Below are 24,256 nucleotides of genomic sequence, written 5' to 3' on the forward strand. Positions count from 1 at the left end.
CATGCACGCGACATTGCCAACGCAGTTCCCGATGCTGGCGCGCAACGTGACGCATTTCGTGCGGCTGCTGCGCAACGCCGGCATGCCGCTGGCGCCCTCGCGCGCCGTGGATGCCATCGAAGCCCTGAGCCATATCGACATCGGCCGCCGCGACGACGTAAAGGCCGCGCTCTCTGCCCTGCTCGTTTCGCACCCCGACGAACGCACGCTGTTCGATGCGGCCTTCAACGTGTTCTGGCGCGATCCGGATTGGGAAGGCAAGCTGCGCGCCCTGCTGCTGCCCAAGGTGCGTGGCGGCATTCCCGCAGCGCGCAGCAACCGCCTGGCCGATGCCCTGCGCGCGCAACCGTCGACCAACCTTCCGCCGGGACCGAAGCCCGATGGCGAGCGCCATGACATCGTGGCGCCGCTGGCGTTCTCTGCAAACGAAGCCTTGCGCACGCGTGATTTCGACACGCTCAACGCTGCGGAATGGCGCACGCTGCAACACATGATCCGCCGCCGGCGCGTCCATCTGGCGCAGGAGCGCACGCGCCGGCTCAAAGCTGCCTCGCGCGGGCGCCATCCAGACCTGCGTGCGACCGCCCGCCAGGCCGTGCGCGCCGGCGGCGAATGGACCGGGTGGAAATACCGCCAACCCGTCGATCGCACACCGCCGCTGGTGCTGCTGCTCGATATCTCGGGCTCGATGAGTCGTTATTCCCGGGCCGTGCTGTATTACTGCCATGCGCTGGTGCAGTCCCGCGAGCGCATCCAGGCCTTCCTGTTCGGCACGCGGCTGACGAATGTCTCGCGGCAGTTGCGCGAGCGCGATCCGGATGTCGCCGTGCAAGCCATCGCGCAGCTTGTGCCGGACTGGTCGGGCGGCACGCGCATCGGCACAGCGCTGGCGGAATTCAATCGCCAATGGGCGCGCCGCACGCTGTCCGGTCGTGCCACTGTCCTGCTCGTGACGGATGGACTCGACCACGAGCACATCGACCTGCTCGACACCGAGATGGCGCGCCTGGCGCGCTTTGCCCATCGCATCGTCTGGCTCAACCCGCTGCTGCGCTTTGCCGGATTTGAGCCGCGGGCACGTGGTGTGCGGGCCATCCTGCCGCATGTCGATGTGATGGTGCCAGCGCACCATTTCGACAGCCTGGCTGCGCTGGAGCACGAATTGGCGCATGCTCGCCGCACGCGCACCCCCCGCCCCCCAACCTCAGCCCCATCGACCGCGCCATGGAACTGACCCAGACCCATCTCCTGCCCGTTCCCCTCCAGACCGCCTGGGACGCGCTGAACGACCCAGCCGTGCTGCAACGTTGCATTCCCGGCTGCGAGAGCATCACCGCCGCCGAGGGAAGCGCCAACCCCGCCTACGATGTCGCCATGACCGCCACCGTCGGGCCCGTCAAGGCGCGCTTCAAGGGACGCATGGAACTGGTCGACGTGGCGCCGCCGCGCAGCTACACGCTGCATTTCGACGGCCAGGGCGGCGCAGCCGGCTTCGGCAAAGGCAGCGCGCAGGTGCAACTCACACCCGAAGGCCCCACGGTCACGCGGCTTTCTTACATGGCAACCGCGCAGGTGGGCGGCAAGCTTGCGCAAATTGGCTCGCGGCTCATCGACGGTGCCGCACGCAAGCTGGCCGACGAGTTCTTCCAGCGTTTTGCGGCAGAGTTCGGCCCCGCAGATACGGCTGTCGCCGACGGACATGCCGCGCCGCCCGTCGACGGCATGCCGGCCACGCAGGCAATTCCCGACCTCGCGGCCGGCCAACTCCAGGCCCACGGTGCACCGCCGGGCGCCGCACCCAACGTCAGCCCCGCGCTGCAGCCGCGTAACCCTTGGCCGTGGATTATCGTGGCGCTGGTGGCCGTGGCGGCCGCCTACCTGTTTTTGCACCACGGGGCATAATCGGTGCATCCCCGCAACAAAACCATCAAGCGCGCGAAAGCGCAGCCAACGCATCATGGACAGCGTCGATCTTGAAGTCTTGAAAACCAGCGTGCGCTGGCTGGAACAGGGGCGGCGTGTGCTGCTCGTCACGGTGGTCAAAACGTGGGGCTCGTCGCCACGGCCCGAAGGCGCAATGCTCGCGCTGCGCGATGACGGCGTGGTCATCGGCTCGGTTTCAGGCGGCTGCATTGAAGACGACCTCATCGACCGCGTGCGCCGTGAAGGGCTGCATTACACCAAGCCCGAAGCCGTCAAATACGGCATCAGCGCTGAAGAAGCGCACCGCTTTGGCCTGCCCTGCGGCGGCACGCTGCAACTCGTGCTGGAGCCCCTGAACGCCTCCAGCGGGATCGAAGCGTTGCTGCGTGTCGTGGAAGCCGGTCAGCTCGTCGCGCGCACGCTGGACATGGCGACCGGCGCCTCGACGCTGCAGCACGCTACCGTCACCGATGGCCTGCAGTTTGACGAAGTGCGCCTCGTGACGATTCACGGGCCGCGCTACCGGATGCTCGTCATCGGCGCGGGACAACTTTCGCGCTACCTGTGCCAGATCGCCGTGGGTCTGGACTACCAGGTCACCGTCTGCGACCCGCGCGAGGAATACAGCGAAGAGTGGTCGATCCCTGGCGTGGCCATGGTCCGCACCATGCCCGACGATACGGTGATGGCCATGAAGCTCGACGAGCGCTGCGCCGTCATCGCTCTCACGCACGACCCCAAGCTCGATGACCTCGCGCTCATGGAGGCGCTCAAGACGCCGGCCTTCTACGTCGGCGCGCTCGGCAGCCGCCGCAACAACGCCAACCGCCGGGAGCGGCTGAAGGAATTCGATCTGAGCGATGCCGAGTTGGCGCGCCTGCATGGCCCGGTCGGAATCTACATCGGCAGCCGTACGCCGCCGGAAATCGCCATCTCGATCCTGGCCGAAGTCACGGCTGCCAAGAACGGCGTGTCGCTGCCAACCATCCTGCAAGTTGAAGGCGCCAAAGCCGCGCGCGAGATTGCTGCCAATGCCACGTCGAGCTGCGCAGTGCCGCAAACTTGAGTCAACCCTCTGATGGAATGGGGTGCTGAAAGGCACCTGAAAGGTTACATTCTTATAAATCGCTGATTGTGCGCAGGTTTCGGCCGCATCGCGTCACGCGAATCTTGCGGCCCGCGAACCCCGTTTCGTGTGCGCGGCTTCATCTGGCACGATTTGCCCCTCCCTGCCTCGAGCGTGCTGCCGATACGCGCCTCGCCGGTGCGGCAGCGGCAGTGTTGTTTGCAAGCGGGTTGGTCGCCCGTTTTGCCACCCAAGGGATTCAAGTTTTCTCGCATGAGTATTTTGCTAACCGGTGCGACCGGGTTCGTAGGCGGCGCCATTGCCGCCAATCTGGCAGCCAAAGGTTTGCTGGCCGACACACGCTTTGCCGTGCGCGGTGACACGCCCGCAGAAGGGTTGGCGCGGCTGCGCAGCAACCTGCGCCGCTTCGAGTTTGCACAGGGCACGCTGGACGGCATTACGGAATCGCAGATCGTGCCGTTCGACCTGCGAGACGCGGGTGCCGCCAAGCTGGGCGATCCGGAAATCATCATCAACTGCGCGGCGCTGGCAACGTTCTCGAACCATCCGTCGCTGTGGGAAACCAACGTGGAGGGCGTGCTGGCGCTGGGCCGACTGGCGGCGCAGGGCAAACGCCTGAAGCGATTCCTGCAGATCGGCACGGCCATGTCGTGCGGCCAGTTGGCGGATCGCCATGTCAGCGAAAGCTGGGATGTCCCCCCGCTGGAGCAGCACGCGGTGCCTTACACGTATTCCAAGGGCATGGCCGAGCTGAAGCTTCGCGAAGACGTGCCCGAACTGCCATTGGTGGTGGTGCGGCCGTCCATCGTGGTGGGTCATAGCACGCTGGGGTGTGAGCCCTCGGGCAGTATTTTCTGGATGCTGCGCATGGTGGCGCTGCTGGAGACATTCAGCTGTCGCTTGTCCGACCGCGTCGACATCCTGCCCGTGGACGACTGCGCCGAGGCCATCGTGCAGCTGTCGACCAAGCCCGCGCTTGCGCACGACCTGTATCACATCAGTGCCGGCGACGCGAACTCCGAGCGCATCGAAACGCTGTACCCGCGCTTCAAGCGTTGCAAGACGCCGGAAGAAGATGCCCAGGCGCTGGCCGGCTACGTGTATCAGGAAAAAATCGCCGAGAAAGCTTTGGCGCGTAAATTCCTGAGCCTGACGGGCGACGGCAATGTGCGACTGGTCGCGCGCTGCATCCACCTGTATGCCAAGTTCGCCAGCATGAGCTACGTGTTCGACAACACGCGGCTGGTGCAGGAGACCGGCTTTCAGCCGCGCTCCCTGCTCGCTTACCTTGACCGCTGCCTCGAAACGTCGGACGCCGTGCCGATCCCCGAGCAGATGCAGTGGGACTATAAGTAGCCGTCCGGCCTCCCGGGCTCGCACGGCGTGTCATGGCGCCGTGCTATAACCATCGGCGCCCTTCACCAAGACTCCGGTCACCACAACAAGGAGCCGCCGATGACGCTGCAAGCCATCGCCCATCTCAATGTCGCCACGCTGGTGGATTCGTTCATCAGCCTTGCCTCGGCCTTTGCGCTTGGGTCGCTGATCGGCTTCGAGCGGCAGGTCAGACAGCGGACTGCAGGGCTGCGCACCAACGCGCTGGTGGCGGTGGCGGCATCGGCATTCGTCGACATGGCCGCGCAGATCGGCACCGCATCGGACACCACCCGCGTGATCGCTTATGTGGTTTCGGGCGTCGGCTTTCTGGGTGCCGGCACGATCATGAAGGAAGGGCTGAACGTGCGCGGCCTGAACACCGCCGCCACGCTGTGGGGCTCGGCGGCTGTGGGTGCGGCGGCAGGCTCCGATCTTGTTGGCCAGGCCATTCTGATTACGCTGTTCGTGCTGGCCTCCAACATCCTGCTGCGGCCCGTGGTGGACCGCATCAACCGCACGCCGCTGGACAATCAGGCCAGCGAAGTCACGTACACGATGTGCGTCATCTCCACGAGCGAGCGCCAGAAAGAAGCGCTTGCCGATCTGGAACGTCTGCTTGAAGAAGCCAGCTACCCGATCAGCGATCTGTCAGTCGAACCCTTTGGCGACGACCACGTAGAAATTGAAGCGATGCTGATGTCGACCGCCGTGAACGCGGCCGAGCTGGACCGCATCGTTGCGTCGCTGCAATCGCAGCCGCACGTGGCGCAGGCCTTCTGGAACCCGAGCACGACGGAATAAGCGGGTCAACGCGCGGGTCAAAGCTCCTGGCTCGCCGCTAGCGCAAAGATCTTCGCCCAGCGCCTCGCTTCGTGGCGGTTGCGCATCGGGATCGACCAATCTGCCTGCGCCTGATGCTTCAGGCGCAGCGCCAGCGTCCAGGCACCTTCGCGTTCAACCGCATCGGCGCCGGCAATATCGGCGAAGAGAAAGCGCGCGCTTTGCCCGTGCAACTGCAGCGTCCCGCGTTTCTGTTCGGCATCGACCGCGACCTGCCCCCAGCTTGCGCTGAGCGACACGATCCGCTGCCCTTTCACGTTCACGCCATGAACGGCGCGGTAACGCCGGATGAAGGTGATGACTGCGCCGGCCAGCAGCGCCACGGCAAGCAGCACCGCCGCGCTGCCCGCCAACGCGCCGTAAGTTGCGGCAACCCCCGCATACAGCCAGACTGCGCCATAAATCAGCAGACCAACCAGCGCGAGCGCGGCAATGATGAACGGCATGAGGCGACTCCTTGAATAGACCAGTCGGTTATATCAACCGAAACGGCGCTCAAGGCAAGTCTTTAGCGTGCCCCGTGCATCGACGGGGCCAACATCAGGCGAGGCGGAACGCAGCGATGGCGGCGTTCAAGGCCTGGGCCTGCTCCTCCAGCGATTCAGCCGCTGCTGCAGCCTGCTCGACCAGCGCAGCGTTCTGCTGCGTGGCTTCGTCCATCAACGTGACGGCCTTGTTGACCTGTTCGATGCCGGAGCTTTGCTCGTTCGAGGCGGCGGCGATTTCGCCCATGATGTCGGTCACGCGGCGGATGGACGACACGATGTCTTCCATCGTGCTGCCCGCGCGCTCGGCCAGTGCGCTGCCGGTCTCGACCTTGGACAGCGACGCCTCGATCATTTCCTTGATTTCCTTGGCGGCTGCGGCACTGCGCTGCGCGAGGTTGCGCACCTCACCGGCCACCACGGCAAAGCCACGGCCTTGTTCGCCGGCGCGAGCGGCTTCCACGGCAGCGTTGAGTGCAAGGATGTTGGTCTGGAATGCAATGCCGTCAATCACGCCGATGATTTCCGACACCGTGCGCGACGACGTGCTGATCTCGCGCATGGTCGCCACCACATCGGTCACCACGGCTCCGCCCTGGCTCGCGACTTCCGATGCGCTGTCGGCCAGTTGGCTGGCCTGGCGCGCGTTGTCGGCGTTCTGGCGCACGATGGAGGTCATCTCTTCCATGCTCGAAGCAGTTTCTTCCAGCGAGCTGGCCTGCTCTTCCGTGCGTTGCGACAGGTCTGCATTGCCCGCGGCAATCTGCTTGGTGGCGGCGCCGATGGATTCGGAGCCCGTGCGTACGCGGCGCACGGTATCGGTCAGCGCGGTCTGCATGCGAGCCAGGCCTTCGAGCAAACGGCCCATTTCGTCGTGACGGTCGATGCGCACGGGCTGCGTGAGATCACCGGCGGCAATGCGGTCGAACTGGGCCAGCGCAGCGTTTAGCGGCTCCACAATCGCACGCAGCAACGACCATGCGCACCAAAGCGCGACCACGAGGGCGACGAGAATGGCCGCCGTCACGATCACGCGAAAACGCGCGTAGGCCTCCTGGGATTCGTCATAGTTGGCCTTGGAGAAGCCGAGCTGCTTCTTGCTCAATGCGAGGCTTTTGTCGTTGGAATCGCGGAAAGCGTTGGACACGCGCTTTTCCATGATGCCGTCGGCCGTCGCACGGTCGCCCGCGCGCAGCGCCTTGATGATGTCGCGCAGGCTGCCCGCCGCGGCTTCACGCGTGGTGGCGACCTCCTTGGCCAGGCGATCCTCTTCTTCACTGCGGGGCAGCGTCAGGTATTTTTTCCACGCTTCATCCGAGCGTGCGATCAGCTCTTCGGTACGATCGAGCAACTTCATCGCGCCCTTGTCGTTCGGATACAGCATGGCCTTGTCGAGGGCCGTGCGGGCGCGCGTGAGGCTCAGATCAGACTCGCCAAGCGCGAGCGCAGACGGAAACTGATTGGTGAAGGTTTCCTCGTGCGCATGGTTGGCGCCGCGCAGGCCGAGCAGGCCAGCCACGCCAATCAGCAAGGCAAGCAGAAACAGAATGGAAACCGAAAGCACCAGGCGGGTGCGGATGGTCAGGCGAGCGGACATGGGCGCGGCGAGAGTGGTGTGCGCGGCTCTTCACGCGGGCGCGACCATCGCGCCGGGCGGCCGGCTACCTCAGCACTATCGGCCGCGGAATCGATCAACTTAAGGGCGGAGAGGCGAATACATCGCTGCAGCCCGCCTCGTCTTGGGCAGTTTCGTGATTGCCGAGTGCCCGTTGGAGGACGTGCCGATCACCCGGTTCGGTGCCGAAACACAGTACTGGGCCGAACCGCATGCGAATGTGCGGCGGCTGGCCATCATGGAAACGGCGAGTGAGGCGCAGAGCTACATCAGCAATAGGTACAAGGCGACAACCCTGAACCTGCCGCCATCACATCACCCGTCGTACGAATACGCGCGCCGATGCCGCACAGCCTCAGCGAGTATGTCGAGCACTGGCTCAGTCTGCGTCCAGCTCAGGCACGCGTCGGTGATCGACACGCCGTACTTGAGCGGCACATCCGGCTTCAGATCTTGGCGGCCCGCTTCGAGGTGGCTTTCGACCATCACGCCGACGATCCGGTGCTCCCCCTGCGACAACTGCCGCGCGAGATCCTGCGCAACCTCGATCTGCCGTTCATGCGATTTGTTTGAATTCGCGTGCGAGCAGTCGACCATCACCTGTTCACGCAACTTTGCCGCGCGCAGCGCCGCGCAGGTCGCCTCGATGTGCGCGCTGTCGTAGTTCGGCCCGCTCTTGCCGCCGCGCAGGATCACGTGCGCGTCGTCATTGCCGCGCGTCTCGAAGATCGCGGCCATGCCCATCTTGGTCATGCCCATGAACGCATGGCTGGCGCGCGCCGCAATGATTGCGTCCGACGCAACCTGCACGCCGCCGTCGGTGCCGTTCTTGAAACCGATCGGGCAACTCAGGCCCGACGCGAGCTGTCGATGGCTCTGGCTTTCCGTCGTGCGCGCGCCGATCGCGCCCCACGCGATGAGGTCCGCGATGTATTGCGGGCTCAGCAGATCAAGAAATTCCGTCGCGGCAGGCAGACCGAGCGCGTTGACGTCGAGCAGCAGTTGCCGCGCAGCGCGCAGCCCTTCATTGATACGGAAGCTGCCGTCCAGGCGCGGGTCGTTGATGTACCCCTTCCAACCGACCGTCGTGCGCGGCTTCTCAAAGTAGACGCGCATCACGATCAGCAGGTCGTCCTTCAGTGCATCAGCCGCAGCCTTGAGGCGGCGCGCGTAATCGAGCGCCTGGTCGTGATCGTGGATCGAGCACGGCCCGACGATGAGCAGCAGCCGGTCGTCGCGGCCGTGCAGGATGTTGCCGATGGCCCGTCGGGTGTCTTCGACGAGCGTCTGCGTATCGGCCGGCACCGGCAGCTCATCCAGCAGCAGCGCCGGGGAAATAAGCGGACGCACCGCGCCGATGCGGGTGTCGTCGATGCGCGTCGTGTCTTGCGTCGCGTCGGCGACGCCCACCTCGCGATCATGTGATGGATTGTCGAGGTTCTTCATTGTGATCTCCGAGGGACTTCAAATATGAATCGCGCGCCTGACGTCAATGGCGCGCCATCGCGCACTTAAGCGGCCTTGCCACCGCGCGCTTGACGATAGTCCTCAGCAAACTCAGCCCATTGCTTGAGCGACACGTCTTTGCCATGCGCCGCCAGCTTCAGGGCCGATTTGCGCCATGCCGTGCCGGCCGCGTAGTCCTGCACCTTTTCCACGAGATCCGTTCCATGCCGGCCGCAGCCGCGCAGATGGCACCACGCTGCCACGCGAGCCATGGTCTGCAGTGCATCGTCCAGGTTGGCGACCACGTTCTTGCCCGAGCCTAGCGCGACGCGATCGGCGGTCGGTTGCAGGCTTTTGACGACGTACGACTTCGGTTTCTCACCCTTGGCGCCGTAGACAACGCCGCGCAGCAGTGCTGGCGAAATGGCCTGCGAAATGCGCTGGATATCGACAACGCGCCCTGCCTCGCTACGCCAAGGGGCTACGCTGCAGGCGCTGCCCAGCACATCGTCCCAGACACTTGGGATGGAGAGCTTGATGTCGATCAGGCGCAGCGTGGCGGGGTCGTTTTCCGGGCGGGCGAGCACTGAATAGCGCTCAAGCCCGAGACTGCCTGTACCGGCAATCCGCCGGGCGACGTCGATGGCAATGAAACGCTGACCGTTGCCCTGCTGGCCATACGCCTGGAGGATGCGCCGTGCGCGGCGGGCCTCGTCCTTGCTGGCACGCAATGTGCGGCGCCCGTCAATGCGCAGCGAGATGCGGTTGCCGCTGCGCACGGTGCGCTGCGCCAGGTAGGCCGCACGGTTGCGCTTGCGCAAGGCACGCAGCAGATCGCGCACGATGCCCGTGGCGGTCGCCCGCTCGACCCAGCGCGGCTTACCGTCAACCAGCGCGGCCGCATAGGTGTCGAGAAAGCGCCGGCACAGGTTGTGAGCGTCTTCATCGGCCAGTTTCCAGCTGAAGGACGCCACCTGCAGGCTGGACAGCACCCGCACCAGATCGACCGTGAACGGTGCCGCCAGCGCTTCGTCAAAGTCGTTCATGTCGAAGTAGACGAGGCCGTTGTCGCCCTTGAAGCTGCCGAAGTTTTCAAGGTGCAGGTCACCGCAGACGAGCGTGCGGGGCGCGTCGTGCAGCAGCGCAGCATCGGCCAGCGACGCGGCATACAGGTTGTTGGTGCCGCGAAAGAATGAAAACGGGTCGGCGGCGATGGCATCCAGCTTGCGGGTGAGTCTTTCCGGATCACGCCCGGCGTTGTATTCAAGCAGGATGCGGGTGCTGTCATGCATGGTCACGGCCTCGTTGAAGTGCTTGGAGTGGAGCGCAATGCCCTCGAAAATCGAAGATTACGCGTTGATTGGCGATTGCGAAACCGCGGCACTGGTTTCGCGCGACGGGTCCATCGATTGGCTGTGCTGGCCGCGGTTCGATTCAGGCGCTTGTTTTGCCGCGCTGCTCGGCACGCCGGACCACGGCCGATGGCGCATCGCGCCACAAAGCGAGGCTCGTGCCACGCGCCGGCGCTACCTGCCTGGCACGCTCGTGCTGGAAACCGTATTCGAGACCGACACCGGTTCCGCCAGCGTGACCGACCTGATGACCGCCCGCCTGCCGGGCCCCGCCAGCGCCCGGGACGACACCTCGGACCTCATCCGTATCGTGCGGGGGCTCTCTGGCACCGTCGACGTGCGCATGGACCTCACGCTGCGGTTCGACTACGGCACGTCGATACCGTGGGTCAGCCGCGTGTCCGAAGTCACGGGGGCGCCGGCTGACGGCCCGTGCGACATGTCCGATTGCGTGCTCCGGGCCGTGGCCGGACCCAACATGACGACGCTGCGCACCCCTGCCCCGATCCGTGGCGAGAACCTCTCCACCGTCGCGGATTTCACCGTACGCGAAGGTGAAGCGGTGCCATTTGTGCTCACGCATTCGCCCTCGCATCTGCCATTACCGGCATCGATTGATGCGCTTGAAGCCCAGGTCGACATCGAGGCGCGCTGGCGTGCGTGGTCTGGCCGCTGCCACGGTGCAGGCCAATGGACAGAAGCCGTCGAACGCTCGCTCATCACGCTCAAGGCACTGACGTATCACCGCACCGGCGGCGTCGTGGCCGCCCCCACAACGTCGCTGCCTGAACAGCTCGGCGGCGTGCGCAACTGGGACTACCGCTACTGCTGGCTGCGTGACGCCACCCTTACGCTGCTCGCGCTCATGAACGCGGGCTACTACAACGAGGCACGCTCCTGGCGACAATGGCTCGAACGCGCAATCGCCGGCAGCCCGGCACAGGTGCAGATCATGTATGGCATTGCCGGCGAACGGCGCCTGGGCGAGTGGACGGTTCCCTGGCTCCCCGGCTACGAAGGCGCGCAACCCGTGCGCGTGGGCAATGCGGCCGCGATGCAACTCCAGCTCGACGTCTACGGCGAACTGATGGACGCCCTCTTCATCGCCCGCAAAGGCGGCCTGGATGGCGACGAAGCCTCGTGGCGCTTGCAGGCCGCGCTGATGACGCATCTGGAAAACATCTGGCAGACGCCCGACGAAGGCATCTGGGAGGTCCGTGGCCCCTCGCGCCATTTCACGCATTCCAAGGTCATGGCATGGGTCGCATTCGACCGCGCCGTCAAAACCATCGAGCAATTCAACGTGGATGGCCCCGTAGAGCGCTGGCGCGCCGTGCGCGATCGCATCCACGCGGAAGTCTGCGCCCACGGCTACAACGCCACGCGCGGCTGCTTCGTGCAGAGCTACGGTGGCGATGAGCTGGATGCCGCGCTTCTGATGCTGCCGCTCGTCGGCTTTCTGCCGGCGTCTGACCCGCGCATCCAGGGCACGGTCAAGGCCATCGAAGAAGACCTGCTCGTTGATGGCCTCGTGCGCCGCTACCGCACCGAAGCCGTAACCGATGGCCTGCCCCAGGGCGAAGGCGTATTTCTCGCCTGCAGCTTCTGGTATGTCGACAACCTCGTCATGCAAGGCCGCCATGACGAGGCTCGCGCGCTCTTCACCAAGCTGCTGGCACTGCGCAACGACGTCGGCCTGCTGGCCGAAGAATACGACCCGCGCGTGAAACGGCTGGTTGGCAACTTCCCGCAAGCGTTTTCGCATATCGCGCTCGTGAATTCAGCACTGGCGCTATCTGCCGCGGCGGATCACGTCAGCCAGCGCACGGGCGAGCCGGTTCGCCGCGAGGCTGACGAGCGGCCAAAGCCGGTAAAATAGCGGCCATGACCGAATCGACCGCATTCAGCCCCATGCCAGACGACGCAACCAGTGCTTCCGACAGCACCCTGCTGGGCCGCCCAGACAGTCCCTGCATCGGCATCTGCTCAACGCTCTTCGACGAGGTCTGCCAAGGCTGCGGGCGCACGCAGCTTGAGGTCAGCAACTGGGTGTTCATGACGGACGAAGAACGCAACACGGTCTGGACGCGCATCCTTGCCGAAGGCACCGCCCAGGGCTACAACCCAGATGGCAGCCGCAAGTAGGCGCAACGCATCAAACGCAAAAAACCCGGCCGAAGCCGGGTTTTTCATTGGTGCGGCACGCTCAGCCGATCAGGCCGTCTTCGCAGGATTGAGCTGCATCGCCTTGTACTCCAGGAACTCCTCCAGGCCGTACTTGCCGTTCTCGCGCCCGTGGCCGGACTGCTTGTAGCCGCCAAACGGCGCCTGCATGTTGAACGGCCCGCCGTTGATATTGACCTGCCCCGTGCGGATGCGCCGCGCCACACGAATCGCCCGCGCCTCGTCGCCCGACCACACGCCGCCGCCCAGGCCGTAGATGCTGTCGTTGGCAATGCGGACGGCCTCTTCCTCGTCGTCGTAGCAGATCACGGTCAGCACGGGGCCGAAGATTTCTTCGCGCGCCACGGTGTCAGTCGTCTTGACGTTACCGAGCACCGTCGGCTTGACAAAGAAACCAGTGGACAGGCCTTCCGGCGTCTCCGCTCCACCGGTAATGAGTTCGGCGCCCTCTTCCAAGCCCTTGCGGATGTAGCCCAGCACGCGGTCGCGCTGCACGGCAGAAATGAGCGGCCCGAGGCGCGTGTTTTCGTGCGCCGGATCGCCCGGCACGTACGCGGCGGCAAACTGCGCGGCCAGCGCCTTCACCTCGTCATACTTCGCGCGCGGCACCAGCATGCGTGTGTGCGCCGAGCACGTTTGCCCAGAGTTCAGGAAACACGCCGACAACGTGCCCTTGACCGCCGATGCCAGGTCCGCATCATCCAGGATCACCGAGGCCGACTTGCCGCCCAGCTCCAGCGCCACGCGCTTGACCGACTGCGATGCCAGTTCGGCCACGCGCTTACCTGCACGCGTCGAGCCCGTGAACGACACCATGTCGACATCCGGATCACTTGCGAGCACCTCGCCCACCACCGGGCCATAACCCGTGACAAGGTTGAACACGCCCGGCGGCAGACCGGCTTCTTCAATGACTTCCGCCAGCACGAAGGCGTTGAGCGGCGCCACTTCCGACGGCTTGAGCACCACCGTGCAACCGGCGGCCAGCGCGGGTGCGACCTTCAGCGTGATCTGATTGAGTGGGTAGTTCCACGGCGTGATGGCGCCCACCACACCCACCGGCTCGCGCACCACCAGCGAATTGCCAACGTGCTCTTCAAACTCGAACGTGCTGAGCAGCTTGGCGAAATTGCCCCAGTTATAGACTGGGCCGCCCACCTGGATGGCGCGCGCCAGCTTGATCGGCATGCCGACTTCGCCGGCAATCAACTGCGCCAGCTCTTCGCTGCGGGCCTGCAGGCCGTCGGCAATCTTCTGGATGTATTCGGCACGCTTGGCCACGGGCGTGGCAGCCCAGTCATCAAATGCGGCGCGCGCCGCTGCCACGGCGGCTTCCGCATCGGCCGCGCTGCCTTCGGGAATGGTTCCCATCACGGCTTCAGTGGCCGAATGAATCACTTCAATGACGCCCTTGCCCTGCGGCGCCACCCACTTGCCATTGATGAAAAGCTTGTCGCGTTGCTGCATCGTTGGTCGTCTCGCTCTGGTGGATGCGCGATTTGCGCGTTGTGCTATCCGGGTTGCGACTGAGGCCCACGTCACCCCCGGGCGGTTATGATCGGTCTATTGTAGAGCCAGCAGAGCGCGCGCTGCAGACGCGCCGGCCGAGGGAGACAGCATGACCACCACCATCTACCAGAAGACCGAAAAAGGTCAGGACGAGATCCGCACACGTGCGAATCACCTTGACCAGCGTCACCGCGCGGTCCTTCTGATGATCAACGGCGAAAAAACCTGCGACGACATCCTCGTCCAGCTGCAACCTCTGGGCATGACGCAAGCCGTGTTCGACGAGCTCGAGAACGCCGGGTATATCCGTACGCACGCGCCCGGAGCCACGACCGTGAAGGCGGCACCGGCCACCGCATCTGCGGCAACGGCAGAGGCGGCGTCCCCCGCATCTGCAGCCACTTCAAAAGAGCCGGCCGCCGAAGGCTATCAACGCCTTTACCGCTTCTATACCGAAACCATCAGCCGGTATCTCGGCCTGCGCGGCTATCTGCTTGAGATGAAAGTGGAGAAAGCGGGCAACATCGCCGAACTCGTCGCCCTGCGCGACACGCTCAAGACCGCGCTCAGCAAAACACGCGGCGAGCCCGAGACCAGCAACGTGATCGCCCAGCTCGATCTGCTGATCGACGAGGCAACAGGCTGAGAGCAACGCATCCTGGCTTGCATGAAAGGCGGTCGCGTGAGCCGCCTTTTTTGTCGAGCGCCGTTGAATGCGAGCGTCCATCAGATTTCGAGATCACCGCGTCGCGGAATGGGAAAACTTCATTACCATGGCGAATCCCATTCGCGTGCTTCATGGCAGAGGACCGCCCATGCCCATCGATATCCGAGCCCTTCGTTACTTCGTCGAAACCGCGCGGCTGCAGAGCTTCACGCAGGCGGCGAGTTCGCTCTCGGTGACACAGTCCACCATCAGCAAGATGGTGCGTCAGTTGGAAAACGAGGTTGGGCAGCCGCTGCTGATCCGTGAAGGCAGGCAGGTGCGGCTCACCGACGTGGGCCGTGTCGTGTACGCGCGCGGCCAGGAAACGCTCGGTGTGGTGCACAGGCTGACGCTTGAAGTGGCTGACCTGTCTTCGCTTGGACGGGGCGAACTCACGGTCGGCATCCCGCCGATGGTGAACCTGTTCTTCTCGCCCGTCGTAAGCGCATTTCGGCAGCGTTATCCCAATCTGGCGCTGAACCTGGCCGAGTACGGCGGCAAGACGGTGGAACAGCAGGTGGCCAACGGCGAACTGGAGGTCGGCGCCACGGTTCTGCCCGGCGACAGCGGCCTCGAACTCGCTACGCGGCAGTTTGCAAAGTATCCGATCTGGGTGGTGGGACCGCGCAAAGCGAAATGGGCCAAGGGCAAGACCGTCAGCCTCTCGGCACTGCGAGACGAACCGCTGCTGTTGCTGGCTGAAGATTTCTCGCTCACGCGCAAGCTGCGGCAGGCCTTTCTTGAAGCCCGCATCGAGCCGCACATTGCTGCACAGAGCGGGCACTGGGAATTCCTCGCCTCGATGGCGGCTGCGGGACTGGGCACGACTTTCTTGCCACAGCCGCTGGTGGCCAATCTTGCGAACCGCGACAAGCTGGCCGTGGCACGCCTGACCGCTCCCGACATGGATTGGGCGCTTGCGCACCTGTGGTCGCCGGGCCGCTATCTTTCCCACGCCGCCCGTGCGTGGCTCGCGACGTGCGAGGAAGTGCTGGGCGCCTGAGTAGCGGCGCCCACGCCTCAAGCGCTGAGAACGGGTTCCGGAAGCAGGTTCTCATCCGTAGAACCTGCCGGGGCCATCGAACCCTGATCGCGAAAGCGCACATGCCAGGCCAGCGCCTCTTCCAGCAGATGCGGGGTATGCCCGCCGCGCCGCTGCGCGCGCACAACGTAGTCGCGCAGCAGCTCGCGGTAGCGAGGATCAGCACAGTTGCCGATGATCTGGACAGCACGCTCGCGCGGCGCCAGCCCTCGCAGATCGGCCAACCCATGTTCGGTGACGATGATGTCGACGTCGTGCTCGGTGTGGTCCACATGCGAGACCATCGGAACGATGCTCGAAATATCGCCGTCCTTGGCCAACGACTTGGTCACGAAAACCGACAGATGCGCGTTGCGCGCAAAGTCGCCCGAGCCTCCGATGCCGTTCATCATGTGCGTGCCGCCCACGTGCGTCGAATTGACGTTACCGTAGATATCGCATTCCAGCGCGGTATTGATGGTGATCAGACCCAGCCGGCGGATCACTTCCGGGTGGTTGCTGATCTCCTGCGGCCGCAGAACCACGCGCGTCTTGTAGCGCTCAAGTTCCGTCAGGAACCGCTTGTAGACCGGGCGCGACAGCGTGATCGACGAAGCCGAGGCAAACGCCAGCTTGCCCGAGTCGAGCAGCTCGATGGAGCTGTCCTGCAAGACCTCCGAATACATCTTGAGGTCATGGAACGGCGAGTCGATGAAGCCATGCAGGACGGCGTTGGAGATGGTTCCGATACCCGCCTGCAGCGGCTGCAGCGTGGGCGAGAGACGGCCCGTGCGCACCTCGCGCGCCAGGAACGCATTCAGGTGCCCGGCGATGGCGTTGGTCTCGGCATCGGGCGGCAACACGTTGGACGGGCTGTCATCCTGCCCCGTGATGACGATGGCCGCGATCTTGCGCGGATCGATCGGGATATACGGCAGGCCGATGCGTTGCTCCGGTGCAATGAGCGGAATCGGCTGACGATGGGGCCGCTGCACCGGGAAGAAGATGTCGTGCAGTCCTTCCAGATTGGCGGGCATGTTCAGGTTGATCTCGACGATCACCTGTTTCGCCAGCACCGCAAAACTTGCGGAATTGCCCACCGACGTGGTCGGCACGATGCCGCCGTTCTCGGTGATGGCTGTGGCTTCGACAACCGCCACATCCAGCGGTGCAATCTGCCGTGAACGCAACTGCTCGACGGTTTCCGACAGGTGCTGGTCAATGAACATGACCTCGCCTGCGTTGATCTTGCGCCGTAGCGTGGCATCGGCCTGGAACGGCAGGCGGCGGGCAATCACATCGGCTTCGGCCAGCACCTTGTCGATGTCGTTGCCCAGCGAGGCACCGGTCATCAAGGTAATACGCAGCGGCTCGTGCGCAGCACGCCGGGCCAGGGCAAACGGCACGGCTTTGCAGTCGCCGGCACGGGTGAAACCGCTCATGCCGACCGTCATGCCATCGCGGATCACGGCTGCGGCTTCGTCCGCAGACACCACTTTGTCCAACAGGGATTGCAACCGAATGCGGCCGCCGATATCAGAGGTCATTTCGTCTCCTGGGTACTTCGCCGGGCCTGCGTTTGGCGCTTCTTGGTGTGATGCGTGACGCCTCGTCCGCAGGTCTCGGCCTGTTCACTGTGATATGCAGCCCAGTGTAGCGACGGCAATGAATTCCGATGGCGATAAAAAATCATGGAATCCAGTCGGTTTTTTCATAAATGGCCGACTTTGGTGGCGCGTCTGCCGCTTGCGGTGAACACCAAAAGCAAAGGGCCGCACATGGGCGGCCCGTAGTTACAGCAAAGAATCGATGCTCACCATACGCGGCATCAAAGCTGTGCGTAGTCCTCGCTCGGCGGCACGTCGGTCAGGGCTCCGGGAAACGCGCGAGCTTGGCGGCTTTTTTCGGCACCGGATACTGCGCCACGTTCATTTCCATGGCGAGCAGCGTGTAGTAACCGCAGATACCGGTCATGTCTACGATGCCCTTGTTGCCGAACCGCTTTTCCGCCCGGGCATAGGTCCCGTCGGCCACGCGCTTGTTGCGGATCAGTTCGGTCGTGAAGTCATAGACGATCTCCTCGTCCTCACTCATCCCGGTGGGGCGGCGGCCATCGGCAATCGCATCGGCAATACTCGGTTTGATGCCGGCCTTCAGGGCGATCGGATGGTGCACGTACCACTCGTAATCCTGGCTCCACTCCCGCGCAGTGACGAGGATGACCAATTCGCTCAACGTGTTGCCAATGGCGGAGTGATATCGCAGATAGTCGCCCATTGCCCGGGTCTGGCTCATCACCTCCGGGCTATGCATCAGTGGCTCGAAAGGCCCGAATACAGGCACCTTGCGCGCAGCCTGAAAGTCTTGCGCTGCCTTGGCCTGTTCGGCGTCGTATTTGTCCGGCGGAATGGTTGGCAGGCGCTCTGCTGCGTGGGCAGACGTCATCAGCACAAGTGCGGCTGTCGACAGTAACCTCAGTACGTTTTTCAACGTGAGTCTCCTCATATGTTTTGATTGTTCTTTGCTGGCGCTGAACGCAGCGGCAGGGATGCAGGTGTGGCGTTCGGCCAAGGCATTCTGGAATCGGGAGGAGGTACTGTCAACGCAGCCTTGGCAAGCGGCACGTGCAGGCCAGATCAGGATCGGACAACGCGCGTTCGCCTTGCAAAGCCCGCCGCAAAAAAAAGAGGCCGCACATCGGCGGCCCCTTGGTTACGGCTGAAGATCGGCGCTCAGACTTCGACTCCCTGGCTCTGCAGGTACTCGTCGTAGGTGCCGAGGTAGTCGGTGAGCGTGCCGTTCGGGCGCACTTCGATCACGCGCGTGGCCAGCGCGCTAATCAGCTCGCGGTCATGCGACACGAAGATCAGCGTGCCTTCGTACTTGTCCAGCGCGATCTGCAGCGACTCAATGGACTCCATGTCCATGTGGTTGGTCGGCTCGTCCAGTGCCAGAACGTTGTGACGGCCCAGCATCAGCTTGCCCCAGATCATGCGGCCCTTCTCGCCACCGGAAAGCACCTTCACGCTCTTCTTGATGTCGTCGGCCGAGAACAGCAAGCGGCCCATCGTGCCACGCAGCGATTGGTCGTCGTCGCCGGCCTGCGTCCACTGGCTCATCCAGTCCATCAGGTCGCGGTCTTCGGGGAATTCTTCGTAGGTGTCCTGCGGCATGTAGCCGACATTGGCGTTCTCGGCCCACTTGACGGCGCCGCCGTCGACCTCGATGCCGCGCTGTACGCCGGTCTTCACAGCGCCGTTCAGCAGGCAGCGCAGCAACGTGGTCTTGCCCGCGCCGTTCTCACCGATGATGGCAATCCGCTCGCCCGCGCGCACGGCCATGGTCAGGCCATCGAAAATCTTGCGGTCGTACGTCTTGCGTGCGTTGTCGGTTTCCACCGCCAGGTTGTGCAGCTTCTTCTCCATCTCGAAACGGACGAAGGGGTTCTGGCGCGACGACGGTTTGATGTCTTCCACCTTGATCTTGTCGATCATCTTCAGGCGCGACGTGGCCTGGCGGGCCTTGGACTTGTTGGCCGAGAAGCGGCGCACGAAGTCCTGCAGGTCGGAGATGCGTTCCTTGGCCCGCGCGTTGGCAGCCTGCAGGCGTTCACGCGCCTGCATGGAGGCTTCCATGTAGTCGTCGTAATTGCCCGGGTAGACCTTGAGCGTGCCGTAGTCCATGTCGGCCATGTGCGTGCAGACCGAGTTCAGGAAGTGGCGATCGTGGGAAATGATGATCATGGTGGAATTGCGCTCGTTGAGCACCGATTCCAGCCAGCGGATCGTGTTGATGTCGAGGTTGTTGGTCGGCTCGTCCAGCAGCAGCACGTCCGGGTTCGAGAACAGCGCCTGCGCCAGCAGCACGCGCAGCTTCCAGCCGGGCGCGACGTTGCTCATCGTGCCGTTGTGCTGGTCGGTCGGAATGCCCACGCCCATCAGCAGTTCACCCGCACGCGATTCGGCGGTGTAGCCGTCGTATTCGGCGTACTTGGCCTCCAGGTCGGCGGCCTTCATGTAGTCGTCGTCGGTCGCTTCCGGGTTCGCGTAGATGGCATCGCGCTCCTGCGCGGCGGCCCACATTTCGGTGTGGCCCATCATCACCACGTCCAGCACGCGCATGTCTTCATAGGCGAACTGGTCCTGGCGCAGCTTGCCCAGGCGCACGCCCGGTTCCAGGATCACGTTGCCCGCGCTTGGCTCCAGATCGCCGCCCAGGATCTTCATGAAGGTCGACTTGCCGCAGCCGTTGGCGCCGATCAGGCCATAGCGATTGCCCTCGCCAAACTTGACCGAGATGTTCTCGAACAAGGGCTTGGGCCCGAACTGCATGGTGATGTTGGCGGTGGAAAGCACGTGGAAACCTTGATTTGGAAAGCGATGATCTGGCGCGGCAAGCACTTGGCCGTTCGCCATCTGGGGAACCGAATATTTTACCACCCGGACGTGACCGGGATGGCCGGGGGCTATGCCTTCAGTGTCGGATACCCCGACAAGTGCAGCGTAAAGCCCGTGGCGTCGACATCCAGCTCGGCCTGTGCGCCAATCGGCAGCGTCGCCTTGGTCGGGCAATGGCCGAATGGCAAGCCTGTGACGACCGAAATCGACAGGCGTTCGGCCAAGTAATCGCGCATGGCGTCGAAATCGTAGCCGGCGTCGTACGGCGTGGTGCGATAGCCAGAAAAATCGCCCAGTACCAGCGCCTGCTGGGCATCGAGCACGCCGGCCTGCTGCAATTGCAGCAGCATGCGTTCCACGCGGTACGGATGCTCGTTGATGTCCTCAACAAACAATATGCCGTCGCGAATCTCTGGCAGATACGGCGTGCCGATCAGGCTGCACAGCATGGCCAGATTGCCGCCCCAGAGCGTACCGGCAATGCGCCCGGGCCGCGCGCAGCCACTGGGTTGAGGCACATCCACGCGCAACGCATAGGTGGGGCTGCGCAAAATGCCCCAGAAGTGCTCGACCATGAACGGGTCGACCTTCTCCAGTCCGAAGTCCGAACACAGGTGCGGTCCGGCAAACGTCACGCCGCCCGTGGCCGCCAGGTACGCCAATGAGAACACGGTGAAATCGCTGTGGCCAACGATGATGGCGTCAGTGGCCTGCGCGCGACGACCGATGTCGATGAAGTCGATATGGTCCAGCAGGCGCGTGAGGCCGTAACCGCCGCGGATCGCCATGGCGATTTCCTGACCGCTGCCCGCGCCGATCTGGTTCAGGTCAGCCAACCGCGCGAGTTCACCACCGGCAAAACGCTGATGCTGCCGGCTCAGGCACTCTCGGTTGACGACCGTGCAGCCCTGCGCTTCCAGCGCCGCCACACCGCGCTCGGCGATGGCCGCATCGTTCGGATAACCGGAAGGCGCAATCAGGCGGACAGTGGTCATGTGGCGGATTCGTCAGGTTCGGTGGGAGCCAGGCGCGCCGCACGTTGACTGGCTCGGCGCTCGGCGAAGAAGGCGCGCAGCATGTCGCCGCATTCCTGCGCGAGCACGCTGCCGGTGATGGCGGTCTGGTGGTTCAGCCGCGTTTCTGCAAACAGGTCGAGGATGCTGCCGGCGGCGCCCGTCTTGGGGTCCGGCGCGCCATACACGACGCGCGCCACGCGAGCATGCAGCATGACGCCGGCGCACATCACGCAGGGCTCCAGCGTCACGAAGACTTCGCAGTCGGGCAGGCGGTAGTTGCCGAGATGTTCAGCGGCTTGGCGCAGGGCGCGCATCTCGGCATGCGCAGAGGGGTCATGCGTGCCGATCGGGGCGTTGTAACCGACCCCAACGATCTCATTGCCGCGCACGACCACGGCACCCACCGGTACTTCGCCCTGCCCCCACGCGAACTTGGCCTGCACGAGGGCCTGCTGCATCCAGTAGCCGTCACGCTCGTGGGCGGACATGTCGGCAGGCGGCGCGAGAACGTGGGACGTCGTCATGCGTGCGGGGAAGATCGTCAATCCTGCTCGTGCGGACGCGCGAGCTTCACGTCGGCCCAGCAATTCGGGGTTTCGTACAGCACGAGCTTGGACAGGCGCAGATGGTGCCCGAACGTGTTGCGGAACACGGGCTCGAGAATGTCGAACGCGACCTGTGCGAGGTTCTCGACGGTGGGCACGTCATTCAGCACGACGGTCTTGTGACCGCCTTCCATATCGTTCAGGAATTCGACCAGCTTGGTATCGCCGCGATAGACGAGGAAAGCGTGGTCCCACAGGTCGACGAGATGCTTGTTGGCGAGCTGTTTGACGTCGCCGAAGTCGAGGATCATGCCGTCGTCGGCAGCCTTGTCGTTGTGCAGGACTTCGCCGGTGAGCGTGAGTTCGAGCTGGTAGCGATGCCCGTGCAGGTTGCGGCACTGGCCGACATGGCCCGGGATGCGATGGCCGGCGTCGAATTCGAGCCGGCGCGTGATGGAAACGGTCTTGGTCATGGAGCAAGGTGGCGGCAGCAGGCGCCGCGAAACGGCTGGAACCGGCAGAAAACCGGGGACAAAGTGCTGCGGCCCGCCTTAGCGGATGCCCAGCATCTTATGGGTTTGCAGCGACAGGCGCCAGCGCGGCCGGCGCTGGCACAGCTCAACGGCGAGCGCCGTATTCTGCCGGGCAAGCGGGCCGTCCATGGCCTGCAGGAAGAAATGCTGGAAATCCAGCCGTTCGTATGCGTCGAGATCCTGTCCGTCTTGCGGAATCACCACTTTCAGCTCGTCGCCGCGCGTGACGACGAGTTCCGAGCCCATCTTGGGGCTCACGCACACCCAGTCGATGCCTTCCGGCACGGCGATGGTGCCGTTGGTCTCGATGGCGATTTCGAAGCCGCGTGCGTGCAGCGCGTCGATCAGCGGTTTGTCCAGTTGCAGCAGCGGCTCGCCGCCGGTGCAGATGACGAGCGGCTTGCCGCCCGCGGCGTTGGCCGGCCATTCAGCGGCAACGGTATCGGCAAGTGCATCGGCAGTGGTGTATTTGCCGCCTTGTGTGCCGTCCGTGCCGACGAAGTCGGTGTCACAGAATTGGCAGACGGCAGTGGCGCGATCGGCTTCGCGCCCACTCCAGAGATTGCAGCCGGCAAAGCGGCAGAAGACAGCTGCACGGCCGGTGTTGGCACCTTCGCCTTGCAGCGTGTAGAAAATTTCCTTAACGGCGTAAGTCATGTCTGAACGGTGGCATTCACAGGAGAACGCCGCAAAATCGACGCTATTCCCGCGCAAACCGTACCAGTGCCCACTAGTGATTAACCCGGTATTGTTTCACAAATCGGGCTGTTACGCCGCCCTACCCGCAGAAGGACGCCAACGTCACAAAGGAAAAAGCGCCCTCTGGCGTGAGCCATGCCGCAAAAATGAAGGCGGCGCCGGCCGCCGCCAGTGCCCACGCCGTCCATCGTTTGAGCTGCGCGTTCATGCCGGTTGCGCCACCGGCGTGCGCGCGAGTTGGCGATCGTCGATCGGCCAGTGCAGCAGCGCGGCCACCACGCCGAGCGCCATCGCGCCAAACCAGATCGCGTCGTAGGAATGCAGGTGGTCGTACACCACGCCGCCCAACCATACGCCCAGGAACGCGCCGATCTGGTGGCCAAGGAACACGAAACCGAACAGCGTGCCGATGTAGCGCACCCCGAACACCTGCGACAGCAGCCCGTTTGTCAGCGGCACCGTGCCCAGCCATAGCAGGCCCATCACGATGGCAAACGCATACAGGGTTGCCGGCGACAGCGGCAGCAGGATGAACAGCGCAATCGCCGCCGTGCGAATCAGGTACAGCAACGACAGCAGATACTTGCGCCGGAACAGCCCGCCCAGCGCGCCGCAGTAATACGTGCCGATGATGTTGGCGGCGGCAATCAGCGCCAGTGCGACCATGCCGTGTCGGCCGGCGAGCCCTTTGTCGAGCAGGTACGCCGGCATGTGCGCACCGATAAAGGCGAGCTGGAAGCCGCACGTCAGAAAACCGAGATTCAGCAGCCAGAAACCGCGGTGGGAAAAGGCCTCGCAAATGGCCGCGCCCATGCTCTGGTGTGCTTCCTGTGCGGCGGCAGTCGAGATTTTTTCGCGCAACGGCGCGGCCAGCGGCACGAACATCGCCATGACCACAGCCATGACCACCAGCGCCGTCACCCAGCCGACCGTGCTCAGCAAGCCCTGTGCGGTCGGCACCATCACGAACTGGCCGACACCGCCCACCGCACCGGCCACGCCCAGCGCCCAACTGCGCCGCTCAGGCGGCGTCAATCGGCTGATTGCGCCATACACGACGCCGAACGACGTGCCTGACAGCCCCAACCCGATCAACCCGCCCGCCGACAGCGTGAAACCCAGCGGCGTGCCGGCATGTGCCATCAGCAGCAAACCGAGCGCATACGCCACGATGCCCGCAACGACCACTTTGGCTGCCCCGTAGCGGTCAGCCAGCATGCCAGCAAATGGCTGCGCCGCGCCCCAGATGAGGTTCTGCAACGCGATCGCCAGGCCGAAGGTTTCGCGTGTCCAGCCGTGATCCATGGTGACCGGCACGAGGAAGAGGCCTTGCACGTGGCGAATGCCCAGCGCAAGGCCGATCACCGCCCCGCCGGCCAGTACCGGCAACCAGGGCGATTGGGTGAGAGATTTCGATGTCATGAGCGTTTTTTCTCCGATGTGACTGACATTCCCGCTTTGCAAGCGTGCTCAATGTGCATTTGGCTGGAATGTCGCCTGATGGCTTATTAAACTTCGCCA

Annotated in this window: 23 protein-coding genes; 9 read left to right on the forward strand and 14 right to left on the reverse strand. The window is 64.1% G+C overall.

The features are described from left to right. Position 1 precedes the first annotated feature (1 nt). From DOD19_RS07310 to DOD19_RS07330, 5 genes are all read left to right on the forward strand, one after another. On the forward strand, positions 2-1,234 hold the full coding sequence (locus DOD19_RS07310) for a VWA domain-containing protein (RefSeq protein WP_112184888.1): 1,233 nt from the start codon (positions 2-4) through the stop codon (positions 1,232-1,234). Then, on the forward strand, positions 1,225-1,902 hold the full coding sequence (locus DOD19_RS07315) for a carbon monoxide dehydrogenase subunit G (protein ID WP_112184890.1): 678 nt from the start codon (positions 1,225-1,227) through the stop codon (positions 1,900-1,902). The genes DOD19_RS07310 and DOD19_RS07315 overlap by 10 nt, the downstream gene beginning before the upstream one ends. 55 nt (positions 1,903-1,957) lie before the next feature. Continuing rightward, positions 1,958-2,989, forward strand: a complete 1,032-nt coding sequence (locus DOD19_RS07320) for an XdhC family protein (RefSeq protein WP_112184892.1) — start codon at positions 1,958-1,960, stop codon at positions 2,987-2,989. A gap of 273 nt (positions 2,990-3,262) precedes the next feature. After that, positions 3,263-4,366: an SDR family oxidoreductase gene (locus DOD19_RS07325; protein ID WP_112184894.1), complete on the forward strand. Its 1,104-nt coding sequence runs from the start codon at positions 3,263-3,265 to the stop codon at positions 4,364-4,366. A gap of 99 nt (positions 4,367-4,465) precedes the next feature. Beyond that, positions 4,466-5,188: an MgtC/SapB family protein gene (locus tag DOD19_RS07330; protein ID WP_112184896.1), complete on the forward strand. Its 723-nt coding sequence runs from the start codon at positions 4,466-4,468 to the stop codon at positions 5,186-5,188. 17 nt (positions 5,189-5,205) lie between these two features. Here the strand turns inward: DOD19_RS07330 and DOD19_RS07335 are convergent, their stop codons facing one another. From DOD19_RS07335 to DOD19_RS07350, 4 genes are all read right to left on the reverse strand, one after another. After that, entirely contained in the window at positions 5,206-5,673 is a 468-nt protein-coding gene (locus DOD19_RS07335) for a hypothetical protein (RefSeq protein ID WP_112184898.1), read from the reverse strand. A 94-nt stretch (positions 5,674-5,767) separates the two neighbouring features. After that, positions 5,768-7,309, reverse strand: a complete 1,542-nt coding sequence (locus tag DOD19_RS07340) for a methyl-accepting chemotaxis protein (RefSeq protein WP_112184900.1) — start codon at positions 7,307-7,309, stop codon at positions 5,768-5,770. A 333-nt stretch (positions 7,310-7,642) separates the two neighbouring features. Continuing rightward, a complete protein-coding gene (locus DOD19_RS07345) occupies positions 7,643-8,773 on the reverse strand; it encodes a 3-deoxy-7-phosphoheptulonate synthase (RefSeq protein ID WP_112184902.1) in 1,131 nt (376 codons plus the stop codon). A gap of 65 nt (positions 8,774-8,838) precedes the next feature. Then, on the reverse strand, positions 8,839-10,065 hold the full coding sequence (locus tag DOD19_RS07350) for a DUF2252 family protein (protein WP_024975717.1): 1,227 nt from the start codon (positions 10,063-10,065) through the stop codon (positions 8,839-8,841). A 37-nt stretch (positions 10,066-10,102) separates the two neighbouring features. Here DOD19_RS07350 and DOD19_RS07355 point away from each other — a divergent pair, with 37 nt between their 5' ends. Both DOD19_RS07355 and DOD19_RS07360 read left to right on the forward strand, forming a co-directional pair. Next, positions 10,103-12,004: a glycoside hydrolase family 15 protein gene (locus DOD19_RS07355; protein WP_112184905.1), complete on the forward strand. Its 1,902-nt coding sequence runs from the start codon at positions 10,103-10,105 to the stop codon at positions 12,002-12,004. 32 nt (positions 12,005-12,036) lie between these two features. Next, the gene (locus DOD19_RS07360; RefSeq protein WP_112184933.1) at positions 12,037-12,270 is read left to right on the forward strand and encodes a DUF1289 domain-containing protein; all 234 of its coding nucleotides are present in this window, start codon (positions 12,037-12,039) and stop codon (positions 12,268-12,270) included. Positions 12,271-12,339: 69 nt separating this feature from the next. Here DOD19_RS07360 and DOD19_RS07365 read toward each other — a convergent pair whose 3' ends face one another. Then, positions 12,340-13,776, reverse strand: a complete 1,437-nt coding sequence (locus tag DOD19_RS07365) for an aldehyde dehydrogenase family protein (RefSeq protein WP_024975719.1) — start codon at positions 13,774-13,776, stop codon at positions 12,340-12,342. A gap of 151 nt (positions 13,777-13,927) precedes the next feature. Here DOD19_RS07365 and DOD19_RS07370 point away from each other — a divergent pair, with 151 nt between their 5' ends. Both DOD19_RS07370 and DOD19_RS07375 read left to right on the forward strand, forming a co-directional pair. Then, positions 13,928-14,464: a hypothetical protein gene (locus tag DOD19_RS07370; protein WP_024975720.1), complete on the forward strand. Its 537-nt coding sequence runs from the start codon at positions 13,928-13,930 to the stop codon at positions 14,462-14,464. Between the two features lie 169 nt (positions 14,465-14,633). Then, entirely contained in the window at positions 14,634-15,527 is an 894-nt protein-coding gene (locus DOD19_RS07375) for a LysR family transcriptional regulator (RefSeq protein ID WP_024975721.1), read from the forward strand. Positions 15,528-15,544: 17 nt separating this feature from the next. Here DOD19_RS07375 and DOD19_RS07380 read toward each other — a convergent pair whose 3' ends face one another. The 9 genes from DOD19_RS07380 to DOD19_RS07415 all read right to left on the reverse strand — a co-directional run bounded on the left by DOD19_RS07380 (position 15,545) and on the right by DOD19_RS07415 (position 24,157). Next, positions 15,545-17,092 carry an acetyl-CoA hydrolase/transferase family protein gene (locus DOD19_RS07380; protein ID WP_024975722.1) on the reverse strand — a complete coding sequence of 516 codons (1,548 nt, stop codon included), beginning with the start codon at positions 17,090-17,092 and terminating at the stop codon, positions 15,545-15,547. Positions 17,093-17,411: 319 nt separating this feature from the next. Next, positions 17,412-18,035, reverse strand: coding sequence for a carboxymuconolactone decarboxylase family protein (locus DOD19_RS07385; RefSeq protein ID WP_112184907.1), 624 nt, complete (start codon positions 18,033-18,035; stop codon positions 17,412-17,414). 242 nt (positions 18,036-18,277) lie between these two features. Next, positions 18,278-19,900, reverse strand: a complete 1,623-nt coding sequence (locus tag DOD19_RS07390) for an ABC-F family ATPase (RefSeq protein WP_024975724.1) — start codon at positions 19,898-19,900, stop codon at positions 18,278-18,280. A 110-nt stretch (positions 19,901-20,010) separates the two neighbouring features. Further along, on the reverse strand, positions 20,011-20,937 hold the full coding sequence (ldcA, locus tag DOD19_RS07395) for a muramoyltetrapeptide carboxypeptidase (RefSeq protein WP_112184908.1): 927 nt from the start codon (positions 20,935-20,937) through the stop codon (positions 20,011-20,013). Beyond that, positions 20,934-21,482, reverse strand: a complete 549-nt coding sequence (gene tadA / locus DOD19_RS07400; RefSeq protein ID WP_112184935.1) for a tRNA adenosine(34) deaminase TadA — start codon at positions 21,480-21,482, stop codon at positions 20,934-20,936. The genes ldcA and tadA overlap by 4 nt, the downstream gene beginning before the upstream one ends. Positions 21,483-21,499: 17 nt before the next feature. Next, entirely contained in the window at positions 21,500-21,976 is a 477-nt protein-coding gene (gene queD, locus DOD19_RS07405; protein WP_024975727.1) for a 6-carboxytetrahydropterin synthase QueD, read from the reverse strand. A 78-nt stretch (positions 21,977-22,054) separates the two neighbouring features. Continuing rightward, positions 22,055-22,693 carry a 7-carboxy-7-deazaguanine synthase gene (gene queE / locus DOD19_RS07410; RefSeq protein ID WP_024975728.1) on the reverse strand — a complete coding sequence of 213 codons (639 nt, stop codon included), beginning with the start codon at positions 22,691-22,693 and terminating at the stop codon, positions 22,055-22,057. A 121-nt stretch (positions 22,694-22,814) separates the two neighbouring features. Further along, on the reverse strand, positions 22,815-22,943 hold the full coding sequence (locus tag DOD19_RS28145) for a hypothetical protein (protein ID WP_275426883.1): 129 nt from the start codon (positions 22,941-22,943) through the stop codon (positions 22,815-22,817). After that, a complete protein-coding gene (locus tag DOD19_RS07415) occupies positions 22,940-24,157 on the reverse strand; it encodes an MFS transporter (RefSeq protein ID WP_112184910.1) in 1,218 nt (405 codons plus the stop codon). The genes DOD19_RS28145 and DOD19_RS07415 overlap by 4 nt, the downstream gene beginning before the upstream one ends. Positions 24,158-24,256: the final 99 nt, after the last annotated feature.

This window comes from Ralstonia sp. GX3-BWBA (assembly GCF_003290055.1).
Classification (GTDB): Bacteria; Pseudomonadota; Gammaproteobacteria; order Burkholderiales; family Burkholderiaceae; genus Ralstonia; species Ralstonia holmesii.